The 24,263-nt window shown below is 64.0% G+C and carries 8 protein-coding genes; 4 read left to right on the forward strand and 4 right to left on the reverse strand.

Annotated elements, in window-relative coordinates:
- Window positions 1–4: 4 nt before the first annotated feature.
- Complete coding sequence (locus J3U87_RS25225) at window positions 5–163, forward strand: hypothetical protein (protein ID WP_237378557.1); 159 nt, start codon at window positions 5–7, stop codon at window positions 161–163.
- Window positions 164–269: 106 nt separating this feature from the next.
- Here the strand turns inward: J3U87_RS25225 and J3U87_RS35380 are convergent, their stop codons facing one another.
- On the reverse strand, window positions 270–410 hold the full coding sequence (locus tag J3U87_RS35380; RefSeq protein WP_420038324.1) for a hypothetical protein: 141 nt from the start codon (window positions 408–410) through the stop codon (window positions 270–272).
- On the opposite strand from J3U87_RS35380, the gene J3U87_RS25230 reads away from it, so the two are divergent.
- From J3U87_RS25230 to J3U87_RS25240, 3 genes are all read left to right on the forward strand, one after another.
- On the forward strand, window positions 363–947 hold the full coding sequence (locus J3U87_RS25230; protein ID WP_237378558.1) for a hypothetical protein: 585 nt from the start codon (window positions 363–365) through the stop codon (window positions 945–947). The genes J3U87_RS35380 and J3U87_RS25230 overlap by 48 nt on opposite strands.
- Before the next feature lie 631 nt (window positions 948–1,578).
- On the forward strand, window positions 1,579–4,506 hold the full coding sequence (locus J3U87_RS25235) for an RHS repeat domain-containing protein (RefSeq protein ID WP_237378559.1): 2,928 nt from the start codon (window positions 1,579–1,581) through the stop codon (window positions 4,504–4,506).
- Between the two features lie 20 nt (window positions 4,507–4,526).
- Window positions 4,527–4,736 (forward strand): hypothetical protein, encoded by a 210-nt coding sequence (locus tag J3U87_RS25240; RefSeq protein ID WP_237378560.1) that lies wholly within the window; start codon window positions 4,527–4,529, stop codon window positions 4,734–4,736.
- 139 nt (window positions 4,737–4,875) lie between these two features.
- On the opposite strand, the gene J3U87_RS25245 is transcribed toward J3U87_RS25240, so the two are convergent.
- From J3U87_RS25245 to J3U87_RS25255, 3 genes are all read right to left on the reverse strand, one after another.
- Entirely contained in the window at window positions 4,876–5,280 is a 405-nt protein-coding gene (locus J3U87_RS25245) for a HEAT repeat domain-containing protein (RefSeq protein ID WP_237378561.1), read from the reverse strand.
- Between the two features lie 611 nt (window positions 5,281–5,891).
- The gene (locus tag J3U87_RS25250) at window positions 5,892–7,646 is read right to left on the reverse strand and encodes an ATP-binding cassette domain-containing protein (protein WP_237378562.1); all 1,755 of its coding nucleotides are present in this window, start codon (window positions 7,644–7,646) and stop codon (window positions 5,892–5,894) included.
- Window positions 7,643–24,214, reverse strand: a complete 16,572-nt coding sequence (locus tag J3U87_RS25255; RefSeq protein WP_237378563.1) for a non-ribosomal peptide synthetase — start codon at window positions 24,212–24,214, stop codon at window positions 7,643–7,645. The genes J3U87_RS25250 and J3U87_RS25255 overlap by 4 nt, the downstream gene beginning before the upstream one ends.
- Window positions 24,215–24,263 lie beyond the last annotated feature (49 nt).

Here is a 24,263-nt window from a genome sequence, read left to right on the forward strand (position 1 = left end):
GTAAATGAAATGGTTAGTGCTTGTTTTGGGATTTATTTGGTATTTATCGATTGAAATTCACCGAGGAAGATCAAGAAATGGCAAGATTGATTCAGTACTGCCGTTAAGTATTATTGGAATAGCAGGGTTAATTATTTCAATTATAATTGCCTTGGTTATCTAACTTGCGTGCTTTAATAAGTAATACCATAACCTTATAAGGTTACTCAAACTCGGATCATTAGCTGAGGCTTCTTCAATTATTAAAATTCAGAGATAGAATTATTTAATCAAAAGATCAAAGGTTTTTTCTTGATTAATTTCTGAAAATAGGCCGTAGTCGCCCGAAGATAGATAGTTGTGGTCTTTATTTCGGAATGCTCTTGCATTTTGGACAACGCATAAATGTCGCAACCACTTTCAAGCATCATGATGGCAAATGTGTGCCGGAGCTTGTGGGCAGAAAAATTGATGTCGGTGGACAAATGGCGCTGGAAAACCGAGGCCTGAGCGAGGTGAATTGGGAGCGCTCCGCCGTTTCGGGCTATACATCTCTCCTTGCGGTTGGCTTGATCCAAAAAGGTTGGACCAGTGGCCAAATCGTTAGCGCCCTGACCAAGACTGGCACGGCAGGTCTAGTAGGGTATGGTATGTACCAAGGCCGCATGATCGGGATCGAAGGATACGAAGAGGGTAAAACCGGGAAGGCCGTTTACGTCGGTACTATAGCCCTATTAAGTACTTTTGGTGTATATCGTTCCATTCAGGCCCTCAACACAAATATCGCTCCGGGTGGGGCGTCTCTTTGGGAGAGTCGTCCGCCAGGTGTTCAAGTGCGGAGGTTTGGTGATTGGTGGGTAAAACGGATCAACCCCAAATCAAATAGGCTGATGCAGTGGTGGGCTCGTCAATCAGTCAACGCACCTGCGAAAATATGCTGGGTGATATGGCTCCTCAGTTTCAAATGAGAGGTGGCAACCTATTTGTTAAAAACGTCGGGCCTACTTCCCCGATGGGTATCGTTTCATGAATTCCCGTGTGTTTCAGCTTTATCTCAAAGGAAGCTTGCGTTTAATGACATTCAATCTCGAAATGTGGGTTTGAACGGCCAGATATTCGATCCAGTCCACGACCCCGTCACCGAACGCTTATTCTTGGGTTCACTCGGTGTTGATGGTGTTGGGACCTGGTACTATTTCCAGTAAGGAGCACGAATGCTGTTTGTGATTGGAGTGTTGATTATTGTTCTAGGATTTTCGTTAGACAAGATTGAGCGATTTCGACATTCATGGGCTCTAGGCCCTGCGTTTCCATGTATTTGCTTGGCAAGTGGTCTTACAGCCATTCTCATTCATTTTCAGTTAAAAAATATCGCTCTGGGGATTGGAGTAATTGCGCTCACTTTTCTGGTTTTAAGTTTTTTTCGAAAATAACTCGGCCATCACAGGTCTTATCCTGAAGGCTCGATGTGCACATCCAGGGTTGCCACATGACTTTCTTGAAGCAAAGCGGTGACTTTACATGGATCGAGGTCCATTACCATCTGGCGGCCGGCCGAGCTGCGCGACCCTGACCCGCAAGGGCGGACTGCCGACCCAGATGAACTACAACGCCCACGGCGACCTGGTGGGCCTCAAGCGCGGCAACCAGCCGCTGACCGAGTACAGCTACAACCGCTGGGGCGCGGTGGCGAGCATGACGGTGGGCAACGGCCAGCCGCTGCAGGTCTTTGGCAGCGGCGACAGCGCGACCGTCAACCTCCCGGGTGGGGTCACGGCCGACGTCGACACCGAGGGTCGGCTGTCACAAGTGACCTACCCGGGCCTGGCCACCAAGGAATACGGCTTCGACGGCCTGGGCCGAACGACCCGCGTGACGATCGGCGGGGTGCTGCTGCGGCGTTACCAGTACGGCCAGGGTCGGCTGGAACAGATCACGGCGGGCGAGCCGGGCAGCGAGGAAGTCTACGTCTACGGATACGACGCCGAGGGTCGCCTGACGAGCCTGACACGCGACGGCGTTGCCTGGGGAAGCTGGACCTATCCCGATTTGGCGGACCTGCGCCAACAGGAGGGACTTGCCGATCCAAACCGGGTGCAGCGCTACACCGACCCCAATGGCGTGACCCAGTCGTACGGCTACGAGGACGGCCAGGTCACCCTGATCGACATCGCCCAGGGGCCGAGCTTCCAGATGGCCTACGACGCGGGCGGCAACCAGACCCAGATCCGCGCGATGGGCATGGAGGCGAGGTTCACCGAGTGGGTCAACGGCATGCCGACCCGGATCGCGTGGGGCGACGGCACCACCTTCGATTTGAGCCAGGACGACAAGGGCCAGCTCGACAGCATCGCGGAGAGCGGTGGGGTTTTCCTGCTGGACCTCGACTGGGAGGACGTGCCCCGCGAGGGCCTGTGCAGCGAAGCGGGCGAGGCGGGTCCACCGGACAAGAAGATCAGCAAGGTGACGCGCAAGGCGCCCGGCCTCGAAGAGACCTGGGAGCCCACGTACACCGAGGCGCAGCAACTCCAATCGATCCAGATCACGCGTACGGGCGGCCAGGACACCGACACCCTGACCGAGAGCTACGGCGAAGTGCGGAACCAGCTCTTGGGCGGCCTGACCCGGGTGCTCAACGGCACGGTGGTGCGCGACGATGCCTTAACCCACGACGCCACGGCCGACCACCGCCGGGTGGGCAGCGTGGCGGGAACTGGCGGAGTCGACGTCTATAGCTACGACCCGGTCCTGGGCAACCTGACGCGAATCGACGATCGAGACGGCCGCGTGCGGGAATTCGCATGGGACGGCTTTCGGCGCCTGACCGAGATCCGCGAGGACGGCCAGGTTTTGGGTGCGTACGCCTACGACCACCAGAACCGCCGGATCCGGGCGGCGATACCGGCGAGCGACGTGCCGTTGGCGTTCGCATGGCACGGCTCGCGGGTGATCGCGATCGGGCAGCAGCGTGGCACGGCGGAGGCGCCGCGCGTATCGTGGACGCACGCCATCGGCCAGGGCCCGCTGGGCCCGGCCTTCTTGAAGGACCTCACGGGTGGTGGCCACGACTACTACATCGCGACGGACCACCTGGGCACGCCCTACGCATACAAGCACGTGGCCAGCGGGACGGTGTACCTCAGCCCGCTGACGCCCTGGGGCGAGCGGGTCCAAAGCCCATCACTGGGTGCCCAGGCCGGCGTGGTGCCGGACAGCGTCTTCGCCAGCGCCCCACTGGGCCTGGGCGGTCACCTGATGGACTGGGAAACCGGCCTGACGCAGATGCACCACCGCTACTACGACGCAAAGCTGGGCCATTTCCTCAACCCCGACTTCCGCGAGCCGAACCTCTACGACCCCACCACGGTCAAGGAGCCCTACGCCTACGCCGCCGGCAACCCCATCCTTTTCTGGGACCCGGATGGTCTTGCCGAGGAACCGGGTCGTGGCCCCCAATCACCACCAGGTTCAAGGGATTTTTTACTATATTATTTGCGCTACGCTCTTTTCTGGAAAAGCTCACATTCAGAGCGCTTTTACGAAGCGAGGGAAAAAGCAACCCAAGCCATTGCAGCCGCTCAAACCGCCACTCTGACTAAAAAAGATCAAGTGATTGCCAGCTTGGAGGAAAACCAAATCGAGGGAATGGAGCCTGGTTTTGAGCGGCTTTCTGCAGCAACCGATTTCTATGGAGACAGAGCCTTGCTTTGGGTATTGGGAGCTGGGCATGGAGGCCTAAATTTTGGGGAAAATTCTGTTGCTACTGCCAGCATGGCTCATAACGCTCTACTCCTGGGTGTTGATCGATTTGGAATTGTAGATCCTTCCCTTTCCAGGCAAGCAAGTGATGAATTAGCACCAATCGTTAGCGTGTTCGAGGAAAAAGGCGCTATTCCTGTCATTGTTGAAGGGGCTGCGCAACCCGTTGTAAAATTTGGCTCGAACATGATTCTCGCTCAGGAAGGCGACTTCCAAGCTGAATTTGATTTAGTTGCTGGCGGGACAGAGTTAGGTTTGGCATTGGCTCCTATGGTTCTATTGGGGCCTGAAGCTAGTGGTGCAGGTGTTCTTCCAAGGAGTGCTAATCTTAGTTTACGTTCGGCTTTATTTAATGCTAAAACAGGTCGTTTTGTGTTGCATCAGGCAATTCGTGATGCCAAAGCGTTTAAGCTCACTCAAGGAAGAAAGTTTCGTCAGTGGATATTGCAAGGAATTGAAAACGATAAATACTACTGGAATCTTGGACGTGCAGAGCGGGGGTTCTACATGAGAGGCCAGAAAACTTTTAGCGGTAAATTTTGGCGTAAAAATGAAGCCAAACTGGATGGGTTCACTGTCGGAAAAAGTGGAGAATTATATGTTTTAGGTGTAGTAGAGAGAGGGAAGTGGCTCAAGGCAAACTACCCAGTGCGAAGTTCTTCGATTAACCTCATTGATTTCGCTGCAGGAATTCGTACAACCATAGGTACAGGTCCTGATCCAGCAAGTAGGCAGATTTTAATGTTCCTGTTTAGAGTAAAACCATAAATGATGTAGCTGGAGGGGAAATGACTTTATTAGAAATGTCAGGGTGTGTGGCTGCAATTCTAGGAATTTCAGCGGGTATATTGATTGGGGTAATTAAAGGGTTCAATTTGATATGGATCTTCGCCTTCGCCGCAATAGGCTTGGTTTTGGGTTGGATCACAGGCAGCCTTATTGCACGAATTGTGGATGATTTTTTGGCAAAAAAAAACAAATCAAATAAAACGGACTAGCCTAAGATCTGGCCACTCCATTTGAACTGTTCCGAAAAAAAACGCCTGTTGGTGTGCTTATTGATAATTTAAACGGCGTATTGCCATGCCAAAGAAAAACTCGGCACTTTTCTTGGACCCTAACGGCATTAATCCGTATTCAAGATTGCCCGGATTCTTCCTGCTCCGAGGGTTGGGCTTCCAACAAAGAAACGTGACCGACTTCGGGCGAGGGCTCGGTCATGGATACCCAACCGCGATCACCTACCTGTTCCTTGGCCTGAATCTTGGAAATCGCGCGATCGAGCGCCCTTCGGAAACCGAACCGAGCACGGTCCCACACCTTGGCCAACCGCTCGATGGTGGCAAAATCTCCGTACTCGCCCAATAGTTGGGCGGCCGTCATGCACTCCTCGTCGCGACCGTTCGAGAGCACCTCGAACAGGAAACCGAGGACCCGTTCATCGTCGGGGCGACCGATGTACTTGACAATCGTCGTCCGCAACCACGGCAGATGGTAATAGGCGATTTGGTGGGGGTCGAGATTGACTCTTGTATGTCGCACAGCGTCTTGAGCACGGTTTTGGCCAGGATATGATTTTCCAAGGAGGACAGCATCAACGGAACCCCGATTTCCGGCGCGAGGGATCTGGCGATTTGAACGTGAAGGTAGCCGGTCACCGCATCCGTCGATGTAAAACCCATGCGCATCGTCGAAGGCGGGAGGCACTGGCCGCCAAAGACGCGCAGCAAGACGGCTTTCGGGTTTGGCGACCCATCACCTGCGCTGAGATCGAGTTTGGCGATGGCTTCCGGTGCATCATGCCGTACGACTTCCTGCAAACACAGTTGGCGGAATCTGGGCAGGGGATCCCACTGGATGTTCTCGATCAACGGGGGCAACAGCGGCCCCGATGACCAGTCTTGGGCGAACAATCGCTCCGTTTTTTCGACCACGCTTTGGAAAATCCAACGAACCCCGCCCACACCATCAAGCCCAGCAAGAAAAGAAACAGGAACGCCACCCGACGCCCCCCGAAAACCGCGAGCCCATCATCGGAACAGTCGCCCATGAATGGAACAAAACCCAGGCTGCCTGGCTTTTGCCACGCGTTGATGCCTGGGTTTTCTGGCGGGGAACGGAAGGGAAAGGGGCATCCCCGACGAGCCTCCGACTCAGCGAGCCAAGCCGCCGGCCACCAGCGATGCGGCCGCGGTCGGCGTCTCCTCCTCCGCCTGGCCCTCGCGCATGTGCACCATGCGGTCGGCGTGTCCGAAATAGGCTTCGTCGTGGGTAATCGCCACCACCGTGCGGCCCTCCGCCTTCAATGCGGGCAGCAAGTCGCGGTAGAAGTGGGCGCGGAAGTGTGGGTCCTGGTCGGCCGCGAACTCGTCCATCACCAGGATCGGCGCCGGTTCCAACATGGCCTGCACGAGCCCCAACCGTTTGCGTTGGCCTTGCGAGAGGTCCAAGGTCGACCAGCGTCCGTCGATCACCTCCACCTTGTGATCGATCTCCAGCGCCTTCAACCGATCGCCGATCGAGGCCGGTCCGTTTTCCGGCCCGTACAGCCGGTCGAACAGGTGGAAATCGGCGAACAGCGGCGCGAACAGGTGCCGGTGCGCGGCGCTTCCCGGGGTCCACGTGCGATCGTCGACCGTCAGGCGACCCGACGTCGGTTGGTACAGGCCCAGCAGGAGCTTGAGCAACGTGGTCTTACCGGAGCCGTTCCCGCCCACGATGAACAGCGTCTCGCCGCGACGCACCTCCATGTCGATGGGCCCCACCTGAAAGGGTTCGGCCCCCTCTTCGGCCGGGTAGGCGAAGCACACCCGTTCCAACCGCAGGACACGCCAATCCGACGGCGGCAGGGTTCCCAAGGCGTCCACCTCATCGGCGCCACGCGCGTCGCCCTGGCCGACATCGCCGGCCTCGGTCGGTGGTGACGAGCTGTCGCGTGCCGGCGTCAGGTGACCCGACACCGCGGGTTCGGCCATCGATGGCGGTTGGGGCCGAGCCAGGTCGTCGCGCAGGCGCTGGATCTTGTTCAGTGCGATGCCGAACCGATCCAATGTGGGCAGCAGGTCGACCGTCTGCTGGATCGCCGGGGTCAAGTACAGCATGACCAGAATCGTGGCCGCGAACGGCTGCGCCTCCAGGCCCAGCCAACTCTGGCCGGTGAAGGCGAAGAAGCCCAGCACGCCGTAGATCAGCACGCCGCTCACGATCACCGCCTGGATGTACTTCTCGCCGCCGCGCACGTTCAGGTCGTAGCTCTGTCGGCAGCGACCCAGCAGGTCGTCTTCGAAAAAGGCCATCCGCTTGGCGTCGTTCATCTTCAGCTCCTTGAACCCGGATAGCAGGTGATCCACGAACCGGAAGAAGTCGTCCTGGGTCCGACGGGCCATCTCCCAATCGTGGGCGGCGCGGCCGGCGACCTTGGTGTACAGTCCGCCGCCCACCAGAATGCAGGCCAAGATCAGCAGGAAGGCGGCCGGCGACAACCAGCAGAGGTAGACGAAGCAGGCCAAGACGGTGAATCCCGCCGTGAGCAGGCTGCTCAGGATCTCCGGAGAACGCGCCACCTCCGTCGTGTCTTCGGTGATCGAGGTGTAGACGTACTGGTTGGGCACCTGCTCGAAGCGCGTCAGATCGCAGGCGAGCACGCGCCGCAGGATGTCGGCCCGCATTTCGAAGACCGCGCGCTGGGTGGCGCGCAGCAGGGCGCGGTTGAACACGCGCGAGGCCAGGAGGTAGATTGCGATCGCGGCAGTGAAGATGCCGATCCGCGTCGCGTTGATCCCGCCGTGAATGACGTCGTTGATGGTCTTGATCATCAGGGTGTTGCACACACCGGTCAGCAGACTCAACAGCGCGACGAGGTAGATGCGCCCGCCCAGTTGGCGGTGCAGAAAGCGAAGCATGGTCATGATCGGGCCTCCTCGGCCTGGGATTCGCGGTTGTCCTCACCGGTACCGGTTCGGGCATCGGTGGATTGTCGGTCGGGCATGTCGCCCAGCATGGCAGCCTGGTCACGCAGGCGGCTCGTTCGGAACCAGGTGTCGAAGGGCAGCACCGCCTCGAACCGCTGGCGCACCCGGTCATCCAAGGCCGCGATCTTGAGCGAGTGGCCGCCTCGCTCGAAGAAGTCGTCCTCGGCACCGATCTCCGCGACCGGGACCTCCAGGATCTCGGCCCAGATCTGCGCCAGCGCCAGTTCCGCGGCGCCCGCCAACGGTTGGAACGCCTCGCGTCGATCGCGCTCCAGCAGGCGCCAGATTTGGTCGCGGTCGACTTTGCCGTTGACGGTCAGCGGAAGCTCGGCCGCTACCGCCCACGCCGTGGGCATCATGTAGGTGGGAAGCCGGCGCCGGAGCAGGGCCCGCACCGCATCGAGATCCAACGCTTCGGGGGCCATACTCTCGCGGGGGACCAATACCGCACCCAGCCGATTGGCGTCGGCCACCACGGCGGCGGTCGCTACCTCGTCACTGGCACGAAGGGCCGCTTCCACTTCGCCCAGCTCGATTCGGAAGCCGCGCACCTTGACCTGGAAGTCGCGACGACCCAGGAAGGCGAAGTCACCGCTGGGCAAACGGACGGCCAAATCCCCCGTGCGGTAGAGGCGGCTCCGGTGGTCGCCGTCCGCAGCGAAGGGGTTGGGACCGAAGCGTGACGCGGTCAGTTCCGGCCGCGCCCAATACCCGAGCGCCAAGCCCTCGCCACCGACCCAAAGCTCCCCTGGCACGCCCTCGGGCATGGGGTTCCCGGCTTCGTCGCAGACGATCATCCACATGTTGGCCATGGGTTTGCCGATCGGGGTCTGGCCGTGCAGGGGCACTTCCTCCGGCGGCGCCTCATAGAAACTGGTGTCGATGGTGGCCTCGGTCAGGCCGTAGCTGTTGACGATGCGGACCTCGCCGGAAAGTCGCTGGCGCCAGGTGCGGTAGACCGAAGCCGGCCAGGCGTCCGACCCGACGATCAACAGGCGCAGGTGGTCCAGCGGCAGGTTGCGGCGATGGACGTGTTCCAGCAGTGGGACCACCACCCCGGGAGTGCTCTCGAAAAGGTGGATGCGGCGCCGTGTCAGCAATGCGTACAGCGCGGCAGGATCGAGCCGCACCTGGTTTGGACACAAGACCAAGGTGCCGCCGTTCAGCAGGGCCCGGCCCAGGTCGCCGCTGAACACGTCGAACCCGACCGCGGCCATTTGCAGCGAACGGGCCGGTCGCCGACCCAGGTCGTAGTCCTCGCGCCAGGCGGCGACGGCGTTCATGAACGAGCGGTTGCCGACCAGCACGCCCTTGGGCACGCCAGTCGACCCCGAGGTGTAGACCATATAGAGCGGGTCGTCCGCGCCCGCGCGGCGAGGGGGATTGTCCACGGGCAGATTGAACCAATCGATGTCCTCGAGTGCGATCGTTTCGACGCCGGACGATGCGATCCGGCAGCCAAAGCGTCGCTGCACCAGGGCCAGGCGAACCTCGGCGTCGCGCAACATGAAGTGGATGCGCTCTTCCGGGAGCTGCGGATCGACGGGTACGTAGGCCGCACCGGTCTTGGCGATCGCGATCGGGGCGACGATCATCCACGATTCGCGGGCGGCCACGAAGGGAATCCGGTCGCCGGGACCGACCCGGAGCCTGGCGATCAACAGATGCGCCAGGCGGTTGGCACACCGATTCAGCTCGCCGTAGGTCCAGTCGCCTTGCTCGGTTTCCAGCGCCACGCGGTCGGGATGGGCCGCGACCATGGCCTCGAACCGCTCCGCGACGGTGGCCTCGATGGTGAACGGCCGCGGAGCGGGCGGGGTCGTCAGGCGTCGCCATTCTTCCGGCGAGAGCATGGCCAGTTCCGAAAGGCGACGGTCCGGCCGGGCCACGGCGTCTTCGACGATGTGTTCGAGATGCTCGGCCATGCGGGCCATCCGCGATGCCGAGTACAGATCGCGGTTGTACTCCATCATGAGGGCCAGGCCCTCGTCCAGGTCGTGGAAGCTCAGGGTCAGGTCGAAGTGGGCGGTTTCCTTGTCGAAGTCCACCCCGCGCATCTGCAGCCCCGCGCCACCGGCGTCGAATGCGTCGCGGCGCTCGCGCTCGAAGCTGACCATGCAGTCGAAGAGGGCGTTGCGGCTGGGGTCGCGCGGCAGGTTCAGTTTGTCCACCAGGCGATCGAAAGGATAGTCGGCGTGCTGCTGGGCCGCCTGGAGCTGGTCGCGGACCCGGTCGATCACATCACCGAACGCGTCGTTTCCGGCGAAGCGAGTGCGCAGCGCCAGGGTGTTCAGGTAGAAACCGATCTGGTCTTCGGTCCCTGGCTGGTCGCGGTGGGCGACCGGCAGGCCCAGGGTCTGGTCGGTCTGGCCGGTGTAGCGGTAGAAGAGCGCCTTCACCGCGGCGAGCAGCACGGTCAAGGTACTGCAATCGTGCTTTTTGGCCAATTCGGCCAACTTGGCGCCGAGCTCCGGCGCCCACAGGCGTTGAAGCTGGGCACCGCGGTAGGTTTGGACCTCGGGACGCGGTGCATCGGCGGGCAGGTCGAGCGCGGGTGCCGGGTCGGCAAACTGCGCGCTCCACCAGGACTCGGCTTCGGCGAGGGCGTCGGAAGTCAATCGTTCGCGCTGCCACACGGCGTAATCGCGATACTGGAACGGCAAAGGCGTCAACGCCGCCTCCGTTCCCCGGCACCGAGCGATGTACAAGGAGAGCCACTCCCGCACCAGGACACCCATCGACCAGCCGTCGGCGAGGATGTGGTGTATGTTGAACGTCAGCACAAACCGTTCTTTTGCAATTCGGTACAGCCAAGCGCGCCATGGCGGTGCTTGCGCCAGGTCGAAGACTTCGGCGGCGTGGCTGGCGGCCGTTTCCTCGATCCAGTGGGCATCGACAGCTTCCTCCACCATCTCGCGGTAGCTCAGTTCGGGAGCCGCCTCGGCGCCCAGCACCACCTGGCGGGGCATGCCCGCGCGGCGCACGAAGACGGTGCGCAGGATCTCGTGGCGGTGCACGAGGTCGGTCAGGGCGGCGCGGAAGGCCGCCACGTCCAAGGCGCCCTCGATCTCGACCGCGGCCGGGATGTTGTAGGCACGCGCGCCCTGAGGGAAGCGACTCAGGAGCCACAGTCGCTCCTGACCGAAAGATGTGGGATAGTCGGGTTGCTGGGGTTGTACCGGGATCGCCGTGCTGGTGGTCCACGGTGCCAGATCGGCCAGTTCCGCTTCGGCCAGGCCCGCGATGGTGGGATGGGTGAACAGGGAGCGAATGCTGATTTTCCGCCCGAACACTTCCTGGATGCGCGCCGAGACCCGCGTCACCTCGAGACTGTGCCCGCCCACATCGGCGAAGTGATCGTCGATGCCGAAACGATCGTGGCCCAGCACCTCGCGCCAGATCCGGTGCAGGTGGGCTTCGGTTTCGGTGCGCGGTGCGCGATGGTCGTCGCGTGGGATGGTTTCGGTTTCGGCCCGGAGCTTCGCGAGCGCCTTGCGGTCGACCTTGCCGTTGCGGTTCAGCGGGAACACGGGCAGGGGGATCCACACTTCGGGAATCATGTATTCGGGCAAACGGTCGCGCAGGAAGGTGCGCAGGTCCTGCTCGCTGGGGGGCCTGTCGGTTTCGAGCCATGCGGTCAGGCGCGCGATGCCTTGCTCCTTACGCACCATCACGACCGCCTGGCGGATGGCCCGATGGCCAGTGAGGGCGTTGGTGATCTCGGCCGGTTCGACCCGGAAGCCGCGCACCTGGATTTGGTCGTCGGCGCGGCCGAGGAAGGCCAGGTTTCCGTCGGGTAGCCAGCGGGCGCGGTCGCCGGTGCGGTAGAACCGGTCACCGTCGTCGTCGAGGAAGGCGGTTTGGGTGGCTGCGGGGTTGCGCCAGTAGCCCTGGGCCACGCCGGGCCCGCCGATGACGATCTCGCCCTCCGCGCCCGGGGGCACCAGCCTGCCCTGGTTGTCGCGCAATTGGATCACCACGCCTGGCAGCGGGCGACCGATGCAGTTGCCGGTGTGGCTTGGGGTTTTGGGGCTTGCTGGTTGGAGGGTGGGCGTTGGTGGTCGCTTCGTCTTTGGGTTTGGGGTGGATTCTTGGGTTGACGGCTTCGAAGTGTCGGCCCGGCGGGCCAACCTACAGGCTTGGTCGCTCTCTTGATTTGCGGGATCTTCGAGGTTGATTGCTTCGGGGAGGATCTGTGGAGCTTCGCATTTTTCGGTTTGCTTCTGTCTTGGCATTAGCGGTCTCGTGGCGCTGAACTCGAGGGCCGTGCAGATGATCGTCGCTTCGGTGGGTCCGTAGAGTTCCACCACTCGCGTTTGCGGGAAGCGCTCGGCCATTCGGGCGAGAAGCGTCATGGGCACTCGATCGCCGCCGGTGAACAGGATGCGCGGCACCATGGATGCCGCCTCCGCTTCCGGCAGGGCCTCGATGTGGGACAGCAGGCGGTCCATGAGGTGCGGGACCGCGTGGCATGCCGTCGCGTCCTGGAGCGCCCGAGCCAGGCGCTCCAGGTCCAGGACCTCATCCCGGTCCAGCATCTCCACGATCCCGCCCGAACACAGCGGGACCAGCAACTCGAACAGGGAAATGTCGAAGGCTTGCGGCGCGATGAAGGGCATGCGGTCGTCCGCCGTGAAGTCGAAGTTTCGGCGCGCGTGGCCGATGGTGTGCGCCAACTGCCCGTGACCGACCAGAACGCCCTTGGGCTTGCCGGTGGAGCCGGAGGTGAAAATCAGGTAGGCGGGCTGCTCGGGCTTCAGGGGTCGAGGCCGCACGGACGAAGCGGTGGTCGTCGCCTCGGCCGTGGTCAGCACGCGGTAGCGGTGATCGCGAAGCGACTCGGCGTGATCGTCCGTGGTCAACACCGCGCGCGGCCGCGCTTCCGCCAGTAGGCGGCGCAGCCGGTCGAGCGGTTGGCCGGGATCGAGCGGCAGGTAGATCCCGCCCAGTTGCCAAACGGCCCACATGGCCGCCACCAGGTCGAAGTCGCGGTTCAAGGCGACGCCCACGACATCGCCGGCACGCACGCGACCCGCCTTTTTGAGGAGCGTTGCCAGCAGGCTTGCGCGTTGGTGCAGTTCGGCGTAGGTGAGGGTCCGGTCGCCGCGAATCAGGGCCGTCGCCTCGGGATTTCGACGTACCCGCTCTTGCAGGACGGCGACGACGTCGCCCTCGGGCACGCGTACCGCGGATTTCGGCAGCAGGCGTCGCCGCAACAGGTCCAAATCGGTGTCGTCGAGGAAGTCGACCAGGCCGGCCGGCTGTTCGGGAGACGTCAGCAGGCGCGTCGCCAACGAGATCAGGTGACGCCCGAAACGAGCGACCGTGGCGTGATCGTAGAGGTCGGTGTTGAACTCGATCACGCCGTGAAGGCGGCTTCCGGTCAGCAGGAAATCGAAACTCAGGTCCAGTTTGCTGGTGCGGAACTCGGGTTCGATCGGCGTGACGCGCAGGTCGCGCGCTTCTTCCCCTGGCGCGTCATCCTGCTGGACCATGGAGATCATGATGTCGAACAGGGCGGCGTGTCCTGGCTGATCGCGGCTCCCGTCCTGCGCGGCCAGATCGTAGACCAGGCGGTCGAAGGGGTAGGCCTGGTTGGCCAGAGCCTCCGTCACCGTGCGTTGGGTCTGGCTGGCGATGTCCTCGAAGGGGAGATTCGTCGAGACCCGGTTGCGCAGTGCCAAGGTGTTGATGAAGACACCGATCTGATCGGCCAGGTCGGCGTGGTCGCGGCCGGCCACCGGCGAACCGAGCACGATGTCTTCGCGGCCGGTGTAGCGGGCGATGAGCACGTCGAGTGAGGCCAGCAGGAGGCTGAAGGGGGTGAGGTCGCGCTCGGCGGCGAAGGCCGTCAGCGTCGCGCCGAAGGATTCGGGAACCTTGAGCATGAGCCGGTCACCGCGGTGCGACTTGAGAACGGGACGCGGGCGATCGGTGGGCAAGGTCACCGGCGCGGGGGCGTCGGCCAGGAGGTCGAGCCAGAACGCACGTTGTTCGGCGAGCTGGTCGCCACTGGAGCGGTCGACGAGCCAGGCGGCGATATCCTTGAATTGCAGGCGCTTCGGTTCCATGGGCGGCGGCGTATGTCCCTCGGCACGCTGGTGGTAACGGTCCAGGACCTCGCCGATCAGCAGCTCCATCGACCAGGCGTCGGCCAGCAAGTGGTGCAGGTTGAGGCCGAACACCCAGCGGTCCGGGCCTTCCTCCAGCAGGACCGCGCGCAGCAGGGGCAGTGCGGCGATATCGAAGGGCGATTCGGCCAGCCGGCGCAGGACGGCATCCCGATTCTCCCCGCCACCACGGTGGATTTGAAGGAACGATGTCCGTTCCAATTGGGGCTCGACAACCTGGGCCGGTTCGCCGTCGATCTCGGGGAATCGGGTGCGCAGGATCTCGTGGCGTTGGACCACGTCGCCGAAGGCCTGGGCGAGCGCTTCGGGTTGGAGCGGGCCCTCGATGTAGACTGCGGTGGGCATGTTGTAGGCGATGCCGGTTTCGTCCAGTCGGGCAAGGATCCAAATCCGCTTTTGAGCCGGGGACAAGGTGTAGTGCGGCGCCGGCGCAACGGGTTCGATCGATGCCGCCCGCGCCCGGTGATCCAGTTCGCGGCGCACCGTGTCGCTCAGGTCCGCCACCGTGGGTGCGGTGAAAACCGCCTGTAGCGGCAGGCGCACCTGGAACAGCTCCTGAATGCGGGCGTTGAGCCGGGCGGCGATCAGCGAATGGCCGCCCAACGCGAAGAACGAATCGTGGGGACCGACGGCAGGTCGTGAAAGCAGCTCGCACCACAGCGCGCTCATGCGGTCCTGGATGCTCGCGTCGAGGGCCTCGGCCGTTTCGGGCGAGGGCTCACGGTGAGACACCGCCGGCTTCGGATATTTGGGCTGGGGTGGAACCGGTTCCGGGAGCTGGTCGGTCCATTCGGCGCGCAGGGGCAGTTCGGTCAGGCTCGTGTCCGCCAGGTCGGCGATCGCCGCCAGCCAGGTGGTGAAGGCCTCGCCCAGTTGGGCCACGGCGGCAGGCTCGAAGCGGCCCCGGTTGAACTCCAGGCGGATGCTTCCCAACTCGCCGGGCACGATCACCAGCGAGAGGTCGTAGTGGTTCCATTCCTCCACGTCCAGGTCCTCGATGCGCAGCTCGGTCTGCTCGGCACCGATCTCCTCGGGCGTCGGGTAACTCTCGAAGACCACCAGGTGGCGAACCAGGTCCGGGCCCAGCGGCGACAGCGCCTGAATCTCGGCCAGGGGGAGATACTGGTGGGCGTCGCGGGTGGCCGCCAGGTCCTGGAGCTGCTCGGCGAGCCGGGCGATGGTGCTGGCGGCCCCGACGGGACAGTGAACCGGCAGGGTGTTCAGGAAGAGGCCGACCATCTCGTCGGCCCCGGGCAGGTCGCTGGGGCGCCCGGCCGTGACCGCACCGAAGGTGACGGCCGGCTGGTTGCCGAGCTTCGCCAGAAGGGCGCACCAAACGGCCGCGCAGAGGTTGTTGAGGGTCAAGCGGCGGGATCGGCAGAAATCCTCGGCGGCGGCCAGGAGGGTCGCACCCTCCCCGCTGACCCAGGCTTGGGGTTGCCAATCGGCGTTCGTCCGGGCACGCAACGGGAGGGCGGTGGGTCGATCGGCCGGGGCCAGGTGTTCGCGCCACCAGCGGCGTGCCGCCTCACGAGGGCGACCTTCCAACCAGAGCAGGTATTCGCGGTAGGCCGGTACCGGCGGCAGGGCCAGCAGATCGCCCGCGGCCAAGCGGGTATAGAGATGTACCAGGTCGGAGAGCACGTGGCCCACGGACCAGCCGTCCATCAGCAAGTGGTGGAAGGTCCAGAGCAGGGTGCCGCCGCCCTCGCCGGTGTCGATCCAGGACCAGCGGCTGAGCGGTCCGCGCAGGGGATCGCCGCAGCGCAGACTCTCCTCGTGGGCGAACTCGACCAGGGCTGCCTCTGGGGCGGCCAGTTCGCCCAAATCCAGGCGGCGGGTAGTCACCGGATCGGCGGCCTTCACCACCTGCCAGACGCGGGGGCCGGCATGAGTCACGAACAGGGTGCGCAGTACCGGATGGCGTTCGTGCAGAAGACTCAGCGACATGTTGAGCGTGGGGAGGTCCAGCTCGCGATTCAGGCGGAGCCGCAGTTGGCTCACGTAAGAGGCACCGCCGCCCTGGGTTTCGCGTTGGGTCAGTGCCTGGAAGAGCATGCCTTCCTGCATGGGCAAGGCGGGATAGAGGTCTACCGGGCGATGACGCTCCTGGATCAGTGCCAGGGAGGCCTCGTCGAGCCCGGTGAAGGGCAGATCGGCGAGCGTCCAACGTGCTTCCGACGCGTTCATGCACAGCGTGGCGGTGTCTGCCAACGCGGTGGCGAACGCGTCCAGCAGGCGGCTCGCCCGCTCGGGACGGATGCGTTCCGGATGGAAATCGAGGAACAGCATCAGGCGGTCGCCGTCTTCGGCGGGGGTTACCCCGGCGCCGAATGCCCATTCGAAGGGGCTGCGATCACCCGGATGCTGTTCCGGTCCGGCATCTTCGAAGACGCGCGTCCCCGCGCCGGCTTCGAAGCGGCCCAGGTAGTTGAACGACAGGCTCGGCAGGGCCGGTAGCTTTTCACCGCCCAGGTACCGCAGGATGCCATAGCCGATGCCCTTGCGCGGTACGGCTCGCAGCACCGATTTGACGGCCTGCAGTGCTTCGCCGCGATCCTCTTGGTTCGCCAGGTCCAGGACGACGGGGAACATGCTGGTGAACCAGCCGACCGTGCGGCTCAGGTCCAGGTCCTCGTCATCGCTTTCGCGGCCGTGGCCCTCCAGGGTTACGGCCAGTCGGGATCTGCCTTCCTCCTGTTGGAAGGCAGAGACCAGACCGAACAACAACAGGTCGTTGATTTCCGTGCGGAACGCCCTGTGGGCCGGGCCCATCAAGGTCGCGGTCAGTGCCGCGTCCAGGGGCTCGCTCAGGCGCTGCTGACCGCCCACATGGCGGACAGGGCCGTCGTTGTCCACTACCGGGTTCTGCCAGCGGGGGAGTGCTCGCCAATAGGCCAGCTCCTCCTCGCGACAGCGCGGCAGCATGTTTTCGCGGAGGTGCCGGGTCCAGTACCCGAAGCTGGTGGGTACGGGCTCCGGCTTCGCGGGCCGGCCCTCGGCCAGGGCCGCGATCGCCGCCTCCACGTCTTCGAGCAGAATGCGCCAGGACACGCCGTCGACCACCAGGTGATGCGCCACCAACAACAGGAAACGGGCCTCGGGGGTTTCGATGTGGACGGCGCGGAACAGCGGGCCCTGCTTCGTGGAAAGACCCGCCTGGATCGCCGCGGTCGTTTCTTCCAGTTTCGCAGCGTCATCCAGGATGATATCCGACCAAATCCCCTCGGTCTCGTGCACCGGGTGCAGACTGCGATCGGAGAGCCGCGTCAGCGGGAGACCGTGATGGCGCAGTACCGCTTCCCAGGCCGCACGCAGGATCTCCGGCGCGTCGTCCGGACCCAGCCGCCACATCAGCGATTGGTTGTAGTGTTCGGGATGCAGCCATTCCAGGCCCAGGAACCAGAACTGGACGGGTGTCAGGGCCACCTCGGCCTTGTCCACGCGGTGGGCGACCGTCTTGCGCCGGGAAAGCTGTGGCGCCAATCGTTCGATGGTACCGTCGCGGAACAGGGCCTTCATGTCCAGCGCGAAACCGGCCCCGTGGAGTCGGGACCGAATCTGCAGGGCCTTGATCGAATCGCCACCCAGCACGAAGAAGTCCTCGTCGACGGGAACCTGGTCGTGGCCAAGCACCTCCGACCAAATCCGCGCCAATAGCCGCTCTTGATCAGTAGTTGCCGCGCGCGTACCGCGTTGGGTGGTGGGTTCCGGCAGCGCGTCGCGGTCGACTTTTCCGTTGACGGTCAGCGGGAAGCGCCGTAGGAAGACCCAGGCCTCGGGGATCATGTACTTGGGCAGGTGCTGCGCCAACGCCAGGCGCAACTCGGCATTATCCAGGGCCGCCGCCGTGCGCAGGTAGGCCGTGAGACGCGGCCGCCCTTCTGCCTGGCGTACCATGACCAGGGCCTCGTCGATGCCGTCCTGGTCCACCAGGTGACGTTCCACTTCGGCCGCCTCGATGCGGTACCCACGCAGGCTCAACTGGTCGTCGATGCGGCCCAGGAAGTGGAAGGTGCCCGACGTGTCGCGCCGGACCAGGTCGCCGGTTCGATAGGCGCGACGGCCGTCGGCCAGCGCGATGAAGCGTTCGGCCGTCCAGTCGGGTCGTTGCCAGTAGCCCTGCGAGACGCCTGGCCCGCAGATCGCCAGCTCGCCCGGATCGTCGGTCTCCAGGGGGCGGCCCCAGCGGTCGAGTACCACGGCTCCCACGCCCTCCATCGGATGACCGATGGTGATCTCGTCACCGGTGATCTCGGCCACGATGCAACCCACGGTGGCTTCGGTGGGACCGTACTCGTTGAAAATTCGCATCGCGGGGTTCAGGGCGCGCAGGGTGCGAACCGCCTCCGGGCTCAGCGCTTCACCGCCCAGAATGACGCGCGTCACCGGGGTTGGCGCCAGGTCGGTGAGCAGCGCCGCGTGGGCCGGCGTCAGTTTGATCGCGCGGGCCGGGCTGTCCGGCGCGAAACTGGCCGCGAGTTGTTCGTCGAGGTGCTCGCCGCCGGGGATGAAGATCGCCGCGCCGCGGGTCAGCGGCGAGAACAGCGTGGTCACCGTCAGATCGAACGCGGTGGAGGTGAACAAGGCCATGTCCGCTTTGGGCGCGTCGGCGAAGTAGAGGTTTTCGGCGCGGGCCAGGTACCAGGCGAGATTGGCGCGACTCACCGCCACCCCTTTCGGCGTGCCCGTCGAACCCGAGGTGAAGATGATATAGGCGGTCGTATCGCCGGAAACCGCGGCCGGAGCGAAAGTCGGCTGGGTCAGGTACTGCGAACCGTTTGATTCGGTGCACTCGCTCGGATCGAAATGGGGCCAGTCGGTAAGACCTTTGTCCGACAGCATGTCGCTGCCGGTCACGATCAGGGCGACCTGCGCTTCCTCGAGAATGCGGCGCATGCGGCGGGGCGGCGAGGCGGGGTCCAAGGGGACGTAGGCCGCGCCGCAGTACAACACGGCGAGCAGGGATTGAATCAGCTCGGGCCCGTGCGGCAGCATCACCGCCACGCGGTCGCCGGGGTTCAGGTCGAAACGGGCGCGCAACAGCATGGCCTGCCGGGTCACGCCTTCGGCCAGGCTCGCGTAGGTGGTGATCCGGTCACCGTGGCGAAGGGCCGGCTCCCCGGGGCCGATCCTCAGATGCTGGGCGAAACGGACCAGGGGGTCCGGGTCGGGCGTCCAGGGCTGCGAACGTGTCTTTCGATCGACCTGCGCTTTCGGCGGCCAGTCGCATGGGCGAAGATCGGGATGGGCGAACCAGTCGTTGAACAGGGTTCGCATGTCTTCCAGCAGGCGCGTCACTTTAGCCGGTGGAATCCGTGAACCGTCGAAGTCGGCCCGGAACAGGAAACGGCTGTCGGGCACCACGACCAGGGTCAGGCCGTAGTGGGTTTGTTCGTGGCTGAGCACGCCTTCGAGTCGCAGCCCGTCTTCGCTGTCCAGGAGCGCGTCGCCCTCGGGGTAGTTCTCGAAGACCAGGATGTGGTCGAACAGCGGCGTGCCCTGCTGGATCTCGGCCAGCGGGAAGTACTGGTGCGGCTCGACGCGGGCGATCTCCTCGCGCCGGCGCCGCAGCACCTCGGTCAGTGGTTCCTCGGCCTGGAACCGAAGGCGCACGGGCAGGGTGTTGATGAAGAGACCGATCATTTGGTCGATGCCGGCGATTTCAGCCGGGCGACCGGAGACGACCGCCCCGAACAGCGCTTCCTCGGCGAAACCCTGACGGGCCAGAACCAGACCCCAGAGCACCTGCACCACCTGGTTGGCGGTTGCACGGTGGCTGGCCGCGAATTGGAGAAGCCGTTCGCTTTCGTGTTCGGTCCAATTCTGTTCGTAACTCCGGCGGTCGGGCTCGGTGTGGGTCACCGTCGCGATCGGGGTCTTCTCGTGATCGCTCAGGTAGTCACGCCAGAACGAGGCCGAGGCCTCGTGGTCCCGTTGGTTCAGCCAGCCGATGAAACGGCGGAAGGGCGGTACCGGCGTGGGGTGCAGATCCCTGCTGATGCGCAAGCCGCGATAGGTTTCGATCAGGGCACGGAACAGCAGGGGCAGGCACCAGCCGTCCATCAGGATGTGGTGAAAGCTCCAAATCAGCCAGGCTCGATCGGAATCCAGGCTCAGGAGCTGGACGCGCAACGGCGTGCCCGCTTCCAAGTCGAAGCCTTCTTCTCGGTCCCGGTCCATGAAGGCCCGTGCGGCCGCGGCGGGATCGGGCGCTTCGCCCAGCTCGACGAGCGTCAGCGCCACACCCGTGTGCCGCGTCAGACCTTGGAGCGGTCGATCGCCTGCGTCGGGGAAGAACAGGGTTCGGCCGATCTCGTGACTTTCCATTACGCGTTCGAGACTTTCGGCCAGCAGGTCCACATCCAGGTGACCCGTCAACACCTGGCCGATCTGCTCCACGTAGCTGCCGGACTCGGCCTCCAAAGCGTGGTGGAACAGCAAACCCTGTTGCATCGGCGAGAGCGGGTAGAGGTCGACCAACTCGCGATCGGCCTGCAGTGCTTCCAGAGCGGCTCGGTCCAGGCGAGCCAGATCCAGATCGGCGGGACTGAGCCAGGATCGCGGTTGTGCACCGATTTCGGTCAAAAGGGTGTCGAGGGCCGCGACGAAGCCGTTCATCAGGCGTTGCATGCGGGTCTCGGTGAAGCGCGAGCGGTCGTAGGCCAAGCCCATCGTCAGGCGACCCTCCCGGACCATGCCCGAAAAGAACCAATCGAATTCGGGCGGGTCCGCCGGGTCGTGTTCCGGTCCGATTTCCAGCGGACTGAACCGGAAGGCCGGGTGGTCGTCGGCGTTTTCCGGTTCCTCGAACTGGCCGAGGTAGTTGAAACCGATGGCGGATTGGGCGGTTTCCAGTTCACCCCCGCTCTGCAGCAGGGAGAAGCCCAGGCCGCGCGCGGGAATGGTATGGCGGCGCTCCTTGACCGCTTCGATGCGCGAACGAAGATCGCCCGCGCCAACCTCCAAACGGAACGGGAACCAGGTGGTGAACCAGCCCAGGGTGCGGCTGAGGTCGGGGGCGCCGGGCTCGGGATCGCGGCCGTGGGACTCCAGCGTCACGAGCACGCGATCGAGACCTTCTTCGCGGCTCAGTGCATCGGCCAGGGCGGTCAGCAGCAAGTCGTTGATTTCGGTGTGGAACGGTTCATGGGCGCCAGTGAGCAGGGTGGCGGTCGTGTGCGCATCCCACTCGTGGTGGACGTGGGCCAGGCGAGGCCCGTCGTCGCAGTTCAGCGCCTCCGCATCCAACGATTCGGGGGGATCGGGAACGGGCTGGGCGACGTCGCGAACCTGGTCTTGCCAGAAACGGCGTTCCCGGGCACGACGGGTTTCGTCGAAGGTCGCTTCGATCCAGGCCCCGTAGGCGTCGAGACCGGGTCCGCGCGGAGAGGTCTCCGGTTCCTGCCCCAGGCGATGACGCTGAAGGATGCGGTGCAGATCTTCCAACAGGATGCGCCAGGAAACACCGTCGACGACCAGGTGGTGGGCGGCGATCAACAACCGGTCCATGTCGTCGCAGCGGAAGTGGACGAAACGCACCAGCGGGCCCTCTTCCAAATTGAAATGGCTTTGTACGTCGGCGGACCAACGCTGCGCCCGTTCGCAGGCGTCGGTGCGGCCACTCAGGTTCACCCAGGTCACGTCGGCGGCGCCATCGGCAATCCATTGGGTGCCCTCTTCGGCAGCGTCCGCGAATATCGCGCGCAGGCCATCGTGGCGCCGTACCAGGGCCGTGCAGAGGTGGGCCAGGACGGGCTCCTCGAACCGATCCACCAACTCCAACAGCATGCTCTGGTTGTAGGCGGGGCGATGGCCCGCGAAGGTGCGCAGGAAATGCGTTTGGGCCGGCGTCATCGCCACAGCACCGGAGAGAGGCTCGAAGTGGACCTGATCGTCGTGCCGGACGAGGCCGGCGGCCAGAGCGCCGAGCAGGGGTTCGCGGAACAGGTTGCCCACTTCCAGGCGCCACCCGGCCTCGTTGACGCGGGCCGTGATCTGGAGGGCTTTGATGGAGTCGCCGCCGAGCGCGAAGAAGTCGCTGCGGCTGGTGATGGTTCGATTGGGGAAGATCGCGGCGAAGGCGTCGCACAGGACTCCTTCCGCCTCGGTGGCCGGTGCCGTTGGGTGCTCGGCCGAGACGACAGGTTGGGGATCCGGCAGGGCCGCACGATCGACCTTGCCGTTGGTGGTCAGCGGCAGGCGCGGCATCGACACGAAGAAGGCCGGCATCATGTACAGCGGCAGGATCGTGGCCAGGTGGGTGCGCAGGCGTCCCTCGTCGGAAGCACCGGCACCCGTGACGTAGGCCACCAGGACCGGGGTGCCGGTCGGGCCCGGGCGCGCCATGACGGCGGCTTCGTCGATACCCTCGAGCGAGGTGAGGGCGATTTCGATCTCGCCGGCCTCGATGCGGTAGCCGTTGACCTTGAGCTGGTGGTCGTTGCGGCCGTGGTAGTCCAGCCGGCCGTCGACGCGCCAAGAGGCCAGGTCACCGGTGCGGTAGAGTCGACCCGCGCCGAGGGGATGTGGGCGGAAACGGGCTTCGTTCAAATCCGGGCGGTTCAGGTAGCCTTCGGTCAACGCCACACCGCCCAGCCACAGTTCGCCGCGGAAGCCGGGCGGCAGGGGACAATCGGCGGCGTCGAGGATCCAGGCTTCGGCATGAGGTGCCGGGCGCCCGATGGTGATGTCCTCGGGATCCTCGATTTCGGCGAGGGTGCAGCCCACCGTCGCCTCGGTGGGGCCGTACTCGTTGAACACCCGGATCGCCGGATTGAGGGCCCGCAGCCGACGAACCTGCTCGGGCAACAACGCCTCGCCGCCGAGGATCACGCGGCTCACGTGGGTTTGTTCGAGATGGGGCAGTAGCGCCACGTGGGCGGGCGTCAACTTGACAAGGTCGACGCGCCGATCGGCGAAGATTTTGGTGAGCAGTTCGTCCGCCGTTTCGTCGCCGTAGACGACCACCCGGTCACCGCAAATCAAGGGCAGGAACAGGGTCGTCACCGTCAGGTCGAATGCGGGCGTGGTGAAGAGCGGCATGCTTGCCGGACGGTTGCCGCGATAGGTGGACTCGGCCCACTGAAGATACTGGGCCAGGGCGGCGTGGTGGATGGGCACCCCCTTGGGGCGGCCGGTCGAGCCGCTGGTGTAGATCACGTAAGCGGTCGCGTCGGGCGTGGGATCCTGGAGCGGGACGGCATCGATGGCGGCCGCCTCCAGGTCGGCGTGCGTCGGCCGCCGGATGTCCGTCCCCATGGAGAATACGCCTTTGGGCGGCGCACCCAGGAGCAGGTCGGCCTGGCTGTCCTCAAGCATGTAGGCGATGCGGTCTTCCGGATAGGTCGGATCGAGCGGAACATAGGCAGCCCCCGCTTTCAGCACGGCCCATATGTTGACCACCAGATCCAGGTCGCGGTGGCCCCAGATGGCGACCCGATTGCGGGGACCGATGTCGAAGCGGCCGCGCAGGGCTTCGGCCCGCCGCGTCGCGAGCCGATCGAGCTCGGCGTAACTCAGGCGTGTCTCCCCGTATTCGACTGCGACAGCCTCGGGCCGGAGTGCCACCTGATCGGCGAAACGGGCCAACACGGTGGTTTCGGGGTAGGGTTCGGCCTGGCCGGAGGCCTCGCGCAGTTCCTGGATTTCCCCGTCGCTCAGGAGGCACGCGGCCTTCGCGGTTTGGCTGCCGTCCCGCAGCAGATTGCCCAGCAGGATGCAGAAACGCTTGGCGATTTCGCGTGCCAGCGCCGCGCCGCCCAAATGATGGGCGACAGTCGCGCGCCATTGCCAGACCCCATCCTCCTGTGCCGCCTGAAAGGCAAACGGTGCCTGCCAGGAGGGTTCCTCCAGCAGACCCGCTTGACTGTAGGTCACGGTCAACACGCGTTCCGGTGCGCCGCGCTCGTTGGCGTGCCAACAGGCCGCGAATGCTTCGAGCGATTCGGGAATCAGGCCCATGGCGTGGTTCAGCGCCTGGCGTTGGGTGGCCACCAACGCGCGGAAGGCCCCGTCCGGTTCCACTTGGGAGCGAACGAGCAGCGGGCCCTCGCGGCCTTCGTCGCGTTGCGCATCCGGCGATGGTGAGGCGATGACCAGGTCGCGGTCGGCACCCAGGCGGAACAACAGCAGACGCAGGGTCGCCGTCAACAGGCTGTATGCGGCCCAGGGATTGGCCTTGGTGACGGCAACCAGGCGTTGATTCAGGTCGTTCGGCAGAGACATTCCGAACGATTCCGGCGAAGGCGCCTCTGCTACGGAGGGTTCGTCCGTAAGCGGAACCGGCGTGGTTCCCGCCCAGGCGAGCTCCCATTCGGGAAGGTTTCGCAGAGATTGAATCAGGGCCAATTCGACGCTTAGCAGTGCATCCATGACTTCACATCCTTCAAAAAACGAGCGGTGCTCGGCAGCGCGGAGCGCG

It is taken from the genome of Sulfidibacter corallicola, from assembly GCF_017498545.1.
Lineage (GTDB): Bacteria > Acidobacteriota > Holophagae > Acanthopleuribacterales > Acanthopleuribacteraceae > Sulfidibacter > Sulfidibacter corallicola.

Coding starts and splice junctions, on each gene's coding strand:
- J3U87_RS35380 (WP_420038324.1), bottom strand. CDS start 410: ATGATGCTTGAAAGTGGTTGCGACATTTATGCGTTGTCCAAAATGCAA.
- J3U87_RS25235 (WP_237378559.1), top strand. CDS start 1,579: ATGAACTACAACGCCCACGGCGACCTGGTGGGCCTCAAGCGCGGCAAC.
- J3U87_RS25225 (WP_237378557.1), top strand. CDS start 5: ATGAAATGGTTAGTGCTTGTTTTGGGATTTATTTGGTATTTATCGATT.
- J3U87_RS25255 (WP_237378563.1), bottom strand. CDS start 24,214: ATGGATGCACTGCTAAGCGTCGAATTGGCCCTGATTCAATCTCTGCGA.
- J3U87_RS25250 (WP_237378562.1), bottom strand. CDS start 7,646: ATGACCATGCTTCGCTTTCTGCACCGCCAACTGGGCGGGCGCATCTAC.
- J3U87_RS25240 (WP_237378560.1), top strand. CDS start 4,527: ATGACTTTATTAGAAATGTCAGGGTGTGTGGCTGCAATTCTAGGAATT.